12 protein-coding genes are annotated in these 12,006 nt (G+C 36.7%); 5 read left to right on the top strand and 7 right to left on the bottom strand.

Going from position 1 to position 12,006, the window contains the following annotated elements; all coding sequences use genetic code 11:
- Positions 1–3: 3 nt before the first annotated feature.
- The 3 genes from AB6N04_RS01635 (at position 4) to AB6N04_RS01645 (ending at position 3,158) form a co-directional block, all read left to right on the top strand.
- The gene (locus AB6N04_RS01635) at positions 4–936 is read left to right on the top strand and encodes a LysR family transcriptional regulator (protein ID WP_369310187.1); all 933 of its coding nucleotides are present in this window, start codon (positions 4–6) and stop codon (positions 934–936) included.
- A 402-nt stretch (positions 937–1,338) separates the two neighbouring features.
- Positions 1,339–2,241, top strand: coding sequence for a hypothetical protein (locus AB6N04_RS01640; RefSeq protein WP_369310188.1), 903 nt, complete (start codon positions 1,339–1,341; stop codon positions 2,239–2,241).
- A gap of 182 nt (positions 2,242–2,423) precedes the next feature.
- Positions 2,424–3,158: a VWA domain-containing protein gene (locus AB6N04_RS01645; protein WP_369310189.1), complete on the top strand. Its 735-nt coding sequence runs from the start codon at positions 2,424–2,426 to the stop codon at positions 3,156–3,158.
- Positions 3,159–3,304: 146 nt separating this feature from the next.
- On the opposite strand, the gene efeB is transcribed toward AB6N04_RS01645, so the two are convergent.
- The 5 genes from efeB to AB6N04_RS01670 all read right to left on the bottom strand — a co-directional run bounded on the left by efeB (position 3,305) and on the right by AB6N04_RS01670 (position 7,317).
- Positions 3,305–4,579, bottom strand: coding sequence for an iron uptake transporter deferrochelatase/peroxidase subunit (gene efeB, locus AB6N04_RS01650; RefSeq protein ID WP_369310190.1), 1,275 nt, complete (start codon positions 4,577–4,579; stop codon positions 3,305–3,307).
- Positions 4,580–4,590: 11 nt separating this feature from the next.
- Positions 4,591–5,493 carry an EfeM/EfeO family lipoprotein gene (locus AB6N04_RS01655; protein WP_369310191.1) on the bottom strand — a complete coding sequence of 301 codons (903 nt, stop codon included), beginning with the start codon at positions 5,491–5,493 and terminating at the stop codon, positions 4,591–4,593.
- Positions 5,471–6,319, bottom strand: a complete 849-nt coding sequence (locus AB6N04_RS01660) for an FTR1 family protein (RefSeq protein ID WP_369310192.1) — start codon at positions 6,317–6,319, stop codon at positions 5,471–5,473. Before AB6N04_RS01660 ends, AB6N04_RS01655 begins: the two co-directional genes overlap by 23 nt.
- A gap of 11 nt (positions 6,320–6,330) precedes the next feature.
- On the bottom strand, positions 6,331–6,666 hold the full coding sequence (locus AB6N04_RS01665; protein WP_369310193.1) for a cupredoxin domain-containing protein: 336 nt from the start codon (positions 6,664–6,666) through the stop codon (positions 6,331–6,333).
- A gap of 93 nt (positions 6,667–6,759) precedes the next feature.
- Complete coding sequence (locus AB6N04_RS01670; RefSeq protein ID WP_369310194.1) at positions 6,760–7,317, bottom strand: iron transporter; 558 nt, start codon at positions 7,315–7,317, stop codon at positions 6,760–6,762.
- Positions 7,318–7,590: 273 nt separating this feature from the next.
- Between AB6N04_RS01670 and AB6N04_RS01675 the strand changes: the two genes are divergently transcribed.
- A complete protein-coding gene (locus AB6N04_RS01675) occupies positions 7,591–8,520 on the top strand; it encodes a haloacid dehalogenase-like hydrolase (protein ID WP_369310195.1) in 930 nt (309 codons plus the stop codon).
- 504 nt (positions 8,521–9,024) lie between these two features.
- On the top strand, positions 9,025–9,729 hold the full coding sequence (locus AB6N04_RS01680) for a hypothetical protein (protein ID WP_369310196.1): 705 nt from the start codon (positions 9,025–9,027) through the stop codon (positions 9,727–9,729).
- A 204-nt stretch (positions 9,730–9,933) separates the two neighbouring features.
- Here the strand turns inward: AB6N04_RS01680 and AB6N04_RS01685 are convergent, their stop codons facing one another.
- Entirely contained in the window at positions 9,934–10,413 is a 480-nt protein-coding gene (locus tag AB6N04_RS01685) for an Hcp family type VI secretion system effector (protein ID WP_369310197.1), read from the bottom strand.
- A gap of 415 nt (positions 10,414–10,828) precedes the next feature.
- Positions 10,829–11,797: a hypothetical protein gene (locus AB6N04_RS01690; RefSeq protein ID WP_369310198.1), complete on the bottom strand. Its 969-nt coding sequence runs from the start codon at positions 11,795–11,797 to the stop codon at positions 10,829–10,831.
- Positions 11,798–12,006 lie beyond the last annotated feature (209 nt).

The following is a 12,006-nucleotide window of genomic DNA, read 5'->3' on the forward strand; positions in this document are numbered from 1 at the left end:
ACTATGACTGAACCTTGGCAACGCTTGCCAGCACTAACGCTTAAACAACTTCAGTATTTTGTCACTCTGGCAAAATTACGTCATTTTACGGAAACGGCAAATCGTTTAGCGGTCAGCCAGCCTGCCTTAAGCAGCGCAATACGGCAGATTGAGTCTGTTTTAGGGGGGAAACTGATCAATCGAACCGCTTCATCTGTCTCTTTAACGGAATTAGGCACTGCTATTTTGCCTCATGCTCAGCAGATATTGAGTGTTTCACACCGTGCATTTAGCGAAATTCAAAAAATTATCGAAGAAGGTGGCGATGGTACGTTGCGAATTGGTCTTGTGCCTTCAGTGAGTTCGTTACTATTTCCGGCTGTGCCTGAGTTATTAAGCCAACATTTTCCGAGGCTAAACATTGAATTTTATGACCAGACCAATGACTCTCTGGTTAATAAATTAATTAATCATGAAATCGATTTTGGGATCGGTGTTATTGATAGTTTTGTTCCGCAAAATTTGCAGATCTTTCCATTACAAGATGACCCCTTTGTCGCCGTTATTCATTGTGGTGATATATTAGCAAATCATCAGTTCCATTTACCTTGGAAATTACTCAACGGACGAGATATCGCTATTTTTTCAAAAGGGAATATTCAGCGATTAGTGACAGCAACGATTGAAAGTCACCGACTGAAATTAAACCCACGCTATCAAGTGGATTATATTGAAACACTGTATGGATTAGTTCGCTCAAAATTAGCCATTGCGATTTTACCACAACTGTATACCAGCCATTTATGTGATCCCGAATTAAAAGTACTGCAACTTCAGCAGCCGGAACTTGCTCGTACAGTTGCTCTAATTCGTCATAACGCGGTTGCGACACCAATGATTGAGTCTGTTTTTCAGATACTTTTAACGGCATTGAAAGGAAAAAAAGCTAACGAATAGCCATATTTTATCCCCTTTAAAAAGCGGTCTTAACGGACAACTTTTCCCCTAATAATTCGCTTTATTATCATGGGCAGCAGTGAAATTTTTATCGAAAACAGGCGTCCAATCTCTTTTCTAAAAGCCATTAATATTTCTGCCGATAAGTATTTATTTCATTTGAATATATAACATGAAAATAAATATTTTTGTTTTGATAACATATCATGTTTTAAATATAGTGATTATCACAAAAACGGATGGAAAATAGCCTACTTGGATTAAAGCACTTATCGTAAAGTTATTTATATCCATTTAGATTTAGAATATACAATTATATAAAATGCATATTAGTGTATATTTAAAATTTAACTCATTGATTTTAAATATATTTTATAATGCCCTATCTATTGGGAATGCTCAATGAAAACGTTACTGACATTTGGCTGCTTGATGGTTTCTTTGTTACTGCTTTCAGCTTGTGATGGATTTGATAGCATTGGAAGTAAGGGGAAATTTTACTACAGTAACCCAAGCACCAACAATATTCGATTCAAGGTTGATGGGAAATCTTATGAAATTTTACCCAATGATCATGGCGTCATCATGCTTTCCAGCGGTGTACATCATTTAGAAAATGATAAAGGTGACATAACTGAGTTTATGGTTTTTGAAAATAACTCCGGGGGGATCCTTAACCCAAACCATTTTGTCTACTATACCTTATCTGAAGTTTATGCCGTGGATGGGAAAGCGGATCGATTTAAACCTACAAGTTATCCGATTACCATTAATGGATATCAGCTAAATTTACCTATTCGCAGTGCTAATGCGACGGTTATTGATACCAATTTATTTAGGTGCAGCTACCCTATCGGAGAAGTTTTTCCTGACTCCATTACACTTCATGATGATAAGTTGGATGGGAATATCAAATCGAAATGCTTCGATCAACTTGAATTGGTTAAGTATATGGCGAATGAATATGATCAAAATTTAATGCCAATCACGTTTGATGATGGAGATCTTAACTCCATTAATATGACCTTTAATTATGAAGTACCGAAAGTAGAATTTAATGATAAAACGGTACAACTAAAGGCGCAGCAGCTTATTAAGCTTATTGAAAAACTTAAAAATACTGATGATGTTGATATCCATAAAAAATTAAATAAAGAGTTTCATCAAGCAACCATAGAACTAGTTGAAGAACATGCCGCGATGGCGACACATAATACGGTTGAGGAAAATGTAAAATATAACGATTTTATTCAGGAAGTTAATATGCTTATAGGGAATGGTATATGGATAAAATCGACTCATTAAGCTTATGCATTGCCTTTTACTTTTAATACCTTTAATTTGCGTATTTAAGGTAATTGGTGCTGTATGTTTTTAATTCGGAATATGCTTATTTAGTAAACAGAGTAATCTTATGTGAAGCAATGCCGTTACACGGAATATTGGTCATGGCGATACTTATATTAACTTCACCAAGGAACTCGGCTATGAACTTATCTAAACAGTCCATTTTTACCTTCCTATCAGCAGCATTTTTATTACTATTTTCTTCAATATCAATCAGTAAAACGGTTATTGAATCAAATACAACCCCTGAAGTGTTAGATTTAGTTTTTATTTTAGATAAAAGTGGTTCAATGTCGGGCTTTGAATCTGACACTATAGGTGGCTACAATAGTGTGCTTGCTGAAAATAAAGATAAAAAAACACAGACCTATATCACCACTATTTTGTTTAACGACAAAACAAGCTTATTACATAATCGTGAACCGATAAGCAAAGTTTCTAATTTAACATTAAATGATTACCCAGTTGGTGGATATACTGCATTATTTGATGCTATTGGCGAAGGCATCGAAAAAATGCGTGAAAATAGAAAAATCACGAAAAATAATAATGTTCTTTTCGTGATCATTACGGATGGTCAGGAAAATAGTAGTCATAAATATTCTGCCTCTAAAATTAAAACTATGATTAAGTCGGCAGAAGCAGAGGATAAATGGGACTTTATTTTCTTAGGTGCCAATATTGATGCGATTTCTGAAGCGGAAAATATCGGTATTAAAAGTTCTAATGCAACAGGATATGTACAAGATGGCGAAGGGTACGATAAAGCTTATCGCGCTGTAAATAAAGCCGTCGAAGCGAAGCAAAATGCAGCGCCAATATCAAAAGATTGGAAACAGGAAGTTGAAGCGGATGTGAAGGAACGCAAAAAATAGCCAGCTATAGCGCGTTAAGGATGGTGTTTTGCGGGTGAGTTAACCTAAAATATTGATTTGTATTAAGTTTAATCTGCAAGCGAACGTGACATCATCGATTGCAATGCCCTTAAGGTATCAATAAGACTTAAGGGCATTTTTGTGGGTTAACTTGCTTGTTTTAACGCATCAAACATTGGTTTAGCTAGGCTATCTTGTGGGGATTGCATTCCCGGTAAGACAAAATAATATCCGCCACCAAATGGCTTAATATAACGTTCAAGTGGTTCGCCATTGAGCCGTTTTTGTGTGTCAATAAAGCCTGTTTTCAAATTGCCTTGATAAGAAACAAAAATCAGCCCCATATCAAGGGCACCTGCATCCGTAAGGCCTAAAGAATAACTGTAGCTTCGGCGTCTTAGTTTAGCGGTATGGCGTTTAGGGTTGCGAGGTTCAGCCCGTCGCATGTGAGAGTCAAACAATACGCGATCCCCGTGAGGGTCTTTATCAAAGGCCGGATCATCATGCTCTTGTTTCATCCCCATTGGCGCTCCAGTCGTTTTGTGTCGACCAAAATCATTTTCTTGATCTTCCAATGGTGTTCTATCCCAAAATTCAAGGTTAAAACGGATCAAACGTACGGCTTGGTATGTTCCACCATCACACCATGCAGGCTCTTTACTGCCTTGTGTCACCCAAATTAATTCATCCATGAGCGCTGCATCATCAGCGGAGGCATTTCCTGTACCATCTTTGAAACCAAATAAGTTAATAGGCGTACTATGGTTATCGATGTCACGAGCTGGCAAGAAACCATCCATTTTCCACAATGGAAAACTATAAGGTGAAATATGGCGTAAAATATCTCTTAGTGCATAAATGACACTTTCTTGGCTATTTGCACAGATTTGCAGCATGATATCGCCACCACACCACTTTTCTTCTAGCCGATCGTTCGGAAAACTTGTCATTTCAACGAGTTGTTTGGGTTTGATTTTATCCAACCCAAAGCGTGAATCAAACAGGCTATTCCCCAGCGCTACGGTGATCGTTAAAGAATCAGGTTGTAGATGCGTGCCAAGAATACCCGATTCAGCTGGTGGCATTTTATCGTTTGTCGTTAATGGTGCTTGCTGTGGTTGAGTGAGGTAAGCGATTCGCTGGGAGAGTAGCGAGAAAACAGCCTGTAGTTCAGCTAATTGGCGAGTGGTGATATTGAACGCAATAAAAGAGGCATTTTTTTGCTCGGGTGTTAAAACTCCGGCTTGGTGCAGACCAAGGTAATTTATCGATTTGTCATAATTTAATTGGCAGTTTGCAATTTGGTTTTTTGCGTTTAATGCAGGGGCCGCGAAAATGGCACTACCAATTGCGATTGCTTTTAATGCGGAACGACGAGATAACCCATTGGTGGGTAGCTGGCTTCTAAGTTTAGCTTGCATAAATTTATGCCTTAATATTTATAGTAAACATCAACATCGAGCTGGGCTCTCAGTGTTGCTAAGATCTCGGCTTGTTGAGTTAATAAGGAATAGAGGGCCATTTTATCTTTTGGTTGTAATTGGCTGTAAGGTTGGTACATACCATTTGGTACTTGATACGTTTGTACTACTTTACTTATTTTTTGGTCATTTTCTTTTATCTGATCTAATGTTTTTGGCTCAATAAAAGGGCTAATGACGTCAATAATTTCTTGAGAACCCTTAAGATTAGCCGCAATATCAGCTAAGTCGGATAAACTGTAGATATTTTCTTTACCATCTAGCTTTGTTTCGATGATCATTTCCACAAAGTCAGCAGAGGCTTGAACTAATTTCGGTATTTCAATGGTTTCTGTCATCACCCGTTTATGTAAATCGCGTCCTTTCAGTAATAACTCTTCGGTAGCCACAAGAGCTTGTTGGACAGATTTTTGCTCAAATAACTGATATTCAACCAAGTGAAAGCCAGTAAAACGATAATCTTTTTCTTTATCGAGAAAATAGTCAGCGCGAGGATTTATCGTCCTATCGGTATTACCGAATAATACAATAATTGGACGTACTGTTTCGTAATGCTGATGGGCGGCAATATAAGCGCCTTGCGCTTTGATTAAGTCCCCTTTTTGCAAACTTTGTTTCAGTGTTTCTAATTGAGTGACCATTTCGGCGAGTTCGGCGGTCACGAATGTGAGGTAGGTTTGAATACTACTTTGGTATTTTTCAGGGGTTGGAATATCCCCTTTAGCGATAATAATATTGTCCCCTGTTTGCACAGGGGAGCGCAGCGCTTTACCTTGAACCGAAGAAGGTATGGTAATAGCAAGTATTAAGCTAAAAAAAATCCATCTTGTGTTATGCCTTAGCAAGCTGTGCATGTTTTTTGCTCCGTGCAAATAATGGAATGACGATCAACCAATAAAGGACAAAGGTGATCACACTTAACCAAATAGGTTGCGAACGATAGGCGAAGAACGACGAAATAAAGTTCCCAACAATACCTGAATCATCAAGCAATGCTGTGGTATCCCATGCTGGGTAGATTAAAAATTCAGGTATTGAATAGTCATACTCAATGAATAAATTCGCGCTTTCTTCGACACCCTTAAGCAGTAAAGATAAGGCTAAAAATAGCAGTACTACCCCCGTCACTCTAAAGAAAATTGCCCATGAAATAAGGCGATTAGTAAGGAGAAATAGATACAGTGTTAAGCCTGCGATGGCGATCCCTCCACCAACTTCGACAAAAAACTCAGATGCATTGGCCGCTGTTAGCGACATGATAAAGCTGGAGAGGAACACGACGATTTCACTTCCTTCTCGGGCGATAGCTATGGCAATAATCAGTGCAGCACCCCACCAGTTATGGCGTGCAGCATTACGATTAATCCCTGATTCTATTTCGGACTTCATGGAACTGCCATGCTTATTCATCCAATACACCATTTGGACGATGAGTATACAGGCGAGTAATTCCATAAAAATCATGAATAATGATTGGCCAGTATCATCAAGCACATTAAACACGCCATAGATCAGTAAGGCGAGCAAGATAGAGGTAATGATACCTAGAGTAACGCCAGCCCAGAGGTATTTCATCCCATTACGGGCGTCAGGATGGCGTTTTATCCATGCATAGATAATACCGATAACGAGCAATGCCTCAAAACTTTCTCGCCAAACAACAAATAGAACTTGTCCCATATTTAACCCTTTTATTTCGCTATGATTTCGCCTTTAGGGCTAGAAAGGTGGAAGTCATCAAAGAAGGTATAAGTGCCAGGTTTAAGAGGCGCAATCACGACAACAGAGCTTGCTCCAGGCGCTAACACTTTTTCTTTGCGCAGTTGGATACTTTCAAATTCAGCGGGCTCAGTTCCTGTATTGGTTATTTTAATCCGGATAATTGTTTTGGCAGGGACTTCAAGTACGCGTGGAATTAAATCGCCATTTTTCATTTCTAATTCTACGGTGTATTTTTCCGCCGCAAAAACAGATTGAGGCAAGAAAGAGCACGCGATAACCAGTAAAAAGCTCAGTAATGTTCTCATGTTGGCTCAGGTCATCCTGTTATTAGCGCAATCAGAAGAAGGGCTTGCAGTGGATAATTGTTCCCACCAAGCCCTTAACCCGTATAAATAAAACTAGTAGCTTCCTTTACGACCTACCCCCGCGTAGTCAAAGTCCCAAGAAACTTCAAAAGGTTGGAACCAAGGTGCAACACCAGTTTCTTTATCAATGTGGCGACCAAAGGCAGCATCTTTATTGTGTGACGGTGGGTAAATTTTATACGTTACTCGGTATTTACCATTACCATCGAGCTTGATGTTTTCCCCATAGTGAGGACCATCATTAGCCACCATAGGCATGAATGTACCCGTTTGTGTTTGAGGTTTATCCCCTAATTTTGTTATAGCGTATTCGATGGTCAGGTAAGGGATCCAATCGCCTTCTGCAAACCCATTCGGGTTATCTTCTACTGCGTGGATGTCCGCTTCTAAGTGAATATCGGCTTTACTGGCCGCCAAATGGGCCATTTTATGATGCCCTTCTTCGGTATCCATTGTAATGGGTTGTAAATAGACTCCTTGGATTTCCATTCCATTTTTAATTACTGGGTGTCCGAGTGGGTATTCTTGAGCAAATGCGGAAATTGAAAACAACGCGAGACCCGAAACGGCAGCTTTATAGGCGAGTTTCATTATTACGTCCTTACCATTATGTAAATTAGAGGGGTAATGATAATCATTACTATTACTGAATTACAAGAGGTTATTTCTGATAAGTTAACCCTAGAATAGGCGAAATAATTATTTTTTTGAGAAAAATCTAAGCGTTAGAAAAAGTTATTATGCTTTAAAAAATAACTTCATCATAATGTGCACTGTGGATCGGTTTATTATTTTTGACATGCTATATTTCACTCAAGGATATTATTTTACAGTGAAATTTGTTGATAAATAAAGGTACTGCAAATGCAAAAACGTTATCTTGACTGTTCAGCTTCAGAAATTGCAAATTTAAGTAAAAAGAACCTGTTAGAAGCGATAAAAGCCAGTGAAGGGCGGTTAGTCGTCTCTGAAACCATTGGCACTATTCAGCCTGTTTTAATGACGGTAACGAATGCAGAACTTGCAGCAAGCCAAGGTGCTGATATTTTATTATTAAATGTTTTCGATGTTAATCAACCTGTTATGCAAGGCTTACCACAAGGAACCGCGCCAGAGGAGATTATCCGCACATTAAAACATTTAACGGGGCGTGCAATCGGTGTCAATTTAGAACCTGTCCCCGCAGGGTTTAATAACCCAACTCAAGATGCGCAGTGGAAAATGTCTGAAGGGCGACTTGCAACAGTTAAAAATGCAATGAAATTAAAAGAGATGGGGGTAGATATAATTGTCCTGACAGGAAATCCGGGCAATGGTGTTACCAACCAAGAAATCAATCAAAGCTTAAAAGAGTTAAAAGCGGTTGTCGGCAACGATGTGATCCTAATTACAGGAAAAATGCATGCTGCGGGGGTGTTAAATGCGTCGGCCGAGCAATTGATCACTGAAGATGATATTCGTGCATTTATTGCGAATGGGGCTGATATTATCTTGCTACCAGCTCCCGGAACGGTGCCAGGAATTTCGTTGGAGTTTGTACAAAAAATGGTTGCTTATTGTCACTCTCAAGGGGTGATGACGATGACCGCAATTGGCACGTCACAAGAAGGTGCTGATATACAGACAATTCGCCAAATTGCTTTAATGTGTAAAATGGCTGGAACAGATCTACACCATATTGGTGATTCTGGATATAACGGTATTGCGCTACCGGAAAATATCTTGAATTATGGCATTGTGATCCGTGGTGTACGCCATACTTATGCGCGTATTGCACGCTCTATTAACCGCTAAATTTTATTTTACTTCCGAGCGGATCAATACGTATTTTCCGCTCGGAACATCATGTTTATCGGCAAAAATTTATACAATTCCTTTTGTTCTTCAGGTAAAATTTTGCCCATTTTTTTAAACAATAAAAGAAGTGAGTTTGTCGCAAAATACTAATCCGGTGCCAAAAATTGGCTTCGCTTCACTTGGTTGCCCGAATGAAAAAATACTATCGATTTATTAGGTAAGTAAGAATTTAAATAATATTTAAAAGTAAGTGCAACTTTCTTTGTCAGTCGCTATAGGTTGAACGCATATTGTTATTACTTCAATATAAAAATATGTATCGTATCAATGTGGATTCGCTTCAGTCATTTCCCCTCTGCATGGGGGCAATGTAATTATGTTATTATTAATTGAATATCATTATTGTGTTCATCTCATAGCATAAAAATATTAGCTCTTTCGTTTTATAATCATTCTGCTAAAATAAAATTTAGCATAAGTCATTTTAACCGGTACTAATGAATGGATTACATTGAGCAACATTTTATTAATTTGACAAAAGAAGAAAAGATGATTGCTATTGCAATGGATAAAGGCATTGCAGGGGTCCAGGAAATAGCAGCAGATGTTTATGATGCATTAGGTGATGGGCTTAATCGGTCAATGAGAAGGGCAATCTCTTATGCTTTTGATGATGATGAGTATAATGTAATACATAACCAAGATAGTCGGTTAATTTCAGCGGTTAGAACATTTTCATTTGATTACAATCCAATAAAAGATATTGTTAATACTTATATTGAATTAGCATTAATTGAAAAAAGTGAAAGTGAGGTAAAAAGCATTTATGATAAGATACTTAAACAGTTAGGTCATAGTGCAAAGCTTGCAACAAAAAAACTTACAAAAATGGTTATCATTGAAGCTATAGTTGAATCACTATATCAAATAATTTTATTTAGTCCTGTTGTTAGAAAAAATGTTAGAATGGTTTCCAATATTGCATTTACAGCAATCGGTGGCTATGGTCGGTTTGAACAAGCCGCTATTGCTGCTGAACAACTAAGTTGGAATGACCCATATTTTTATTGGAAGCTTTATGGTAAGGGAATTGAAATGTTGTATTTCATCCCAAAACCTAAGTTAGAAAAAGGGTTATATCTTGTAAATGGAAAGCATACTGATGAAGATATAGTATCTACAATAGTCGATTTGATTGTAGGATAATTTAATGAAGGATTTTATATCTTATTTTTTTAAAGACTTACTAAGTAATATATTGATTACAATAGTTACTATTAGCATAATCATAATATATATTATTTTTTTTCCAAGTCATTGGTTTTTATTAAGTTTCATTACCATCTGCATCGTTCCGTTTTATCGTAAAATAATTCTTTTTTTTAAAAGGTGAAAGGTCACCTTTTAAAATTAAAAAATGTTATCATTAGATATTGAATAGCCCTCTGTGCCTGACATTAAATGTCTCCATGATATAGATTCGTACTTCATTAATAGCTTTTCATATGGCATCAATTCATTGTTGTTAATGGAATTAGGGTAAACGCAAGAAACTTCAACTAATGAAGCTTTGGTTAGTTTTAGCTCATAGAATTTTTCTAACCCACCTTGCCCACTCGTCCGATAAAAATAAAAGACTGCATTGAATAATTCATTGTTATTCAATGCAACACCGAGCAATGGTGATGACTTATCTATAGGTTTTAAGATTTGTATTGGATGATGGGATGAGTTTTGAGTTCTTGTCATTGAATGATTTAAACCAATAACTTGAATTTCATTTTCATGACCAAGCTGATAACGATTTCCAATTGAGTCTTTGGATGAACATCCAGTAGAGATTAAACCTTGCTTATCACCTTGTAAGCTTAAATAGATCAAATATGACATGGTACTTCCTATACGCTAATATTTTTTGGTAAGCATTGTAAATTTAACTTAGGTGATGTGCAATAAAAATAAAGTGAGAATATTAGGTTTATCAAGGGGAAGTGGGCAATGCCGCTATGGATAAGAAAAGTGAAGGTATCGGCAGCAGAAAGAGTATTATCTCTAGAAATTTGGTCTAAATTATTGCTTTTGGCAAAGGCTGTAGCAGTAAATAGTTGCCTATCACCAGTCGTACCTTCTGTTTGTTTTTCACTTGACCATAGAATCTAGATGTACATTTTGCTTTTTTCAAAGCTAAAATCCTTCGCCAATTATTCAACCCATATAATAATTATATTATTTATGAACAATAAAAATCGAGCTTTAACTGTTGGATTTATTTCACTCGGTTACCCGAGTGATGAAAATACTGCAGTTAAGGTGATTGTTTATCAATATCATGAGTATAGCTGATATTGCCTATAAATTCTGGATAAAGCCAAGAAAAGAATAGAACTAACCCAATAGCGATAAGAATAGTTGAAGTTAATAACAAAACTAAAGCCCATGAAGGCGGTAAAATTGTGGCCCAAAATGGCCATAGCATAAATAAAACACCTATCATGATGATTGTCAAAATAATGCCATACGTGTTTTCTGCCCTTCGCTTTGATGGTGAAAATTCAAATGTTTTTGGGTCTATATCGAGTTTAGTAAATACACTTTGGTTGATTTTTATATCAGGAATTCTCGCGAGTCCTTTAAGCACTGCTTTAAGCATCAATTTTCTTTTTTCTACTGGAGTGAATGGCGAATAGTTAAGCCAGCTCTCGATGGGTAATTTATATTCTTCACTCTCATTTGAGGCATTTTTATATTGAAAAATAAGATAGTCAGGCCCATATTTACGACTTCTTTCGATATAAACAACATATTCAGAGCAAATATTTTCCCAGAGTATTTCAAAGTTCCTGTTTGGATATGAATCACACTTATAGCGGAATCCTTTATCATCGATAGAATAATAACCAACAGTTTTAGTTAATCGTTTTAGTAGGGTATAAAATGAAACGAATAGTATGGTCTCAATAGTGACAAAAAGAAATTTCTCTGAGATTACACTCCATAAAATGAGCGAAGTAAATGCATATATCAAAGTACAAAATAGCCATATAAAATAAGTAAATGTTTGATTGCCATGTCCGATGATCGATTCTATAGGACGTTTCAACTCATTAGGTAATGGATAAGTGATTGTTTCTAAGTGGATGCAGGGCTGACTATTGTTGTTAATACTATTGTCACTATTTAGACTATCAGGGCTAAAAATCAGACTGTTGTAGCTACAGTGGTTTCTATTTCGACGTTTGTTTTTTCTTTTGTTTTTTGTCTTGTTTTTTTTCATTTTTTAAAGATAAGTCGTTGTAATTAATTCTTCTAAGTGAATTTAAATGGTAACATAAGTTAAATTATGTAGCTATGAATAATAAAATCGCCCATAGTTTTTGGTTTATATCTGTAAAATCCGAAAGACATAAACCTTTTAATGAAAATCATGTTTATCGGCAAAAATTTATACAATTCCTTTTGTTCTTCAGGTAAAATTTCGCCCAT

The organism is Providencia rettgeri (genome assembly GCF_041075285.1).
GTDB classification, from domain to species: Bacteria; Pseudomonadota; Gammaproteobacteria; order Enterobacterales; family Enterobacteriaceae; genus Providencia; species Providencia rettgeri_G.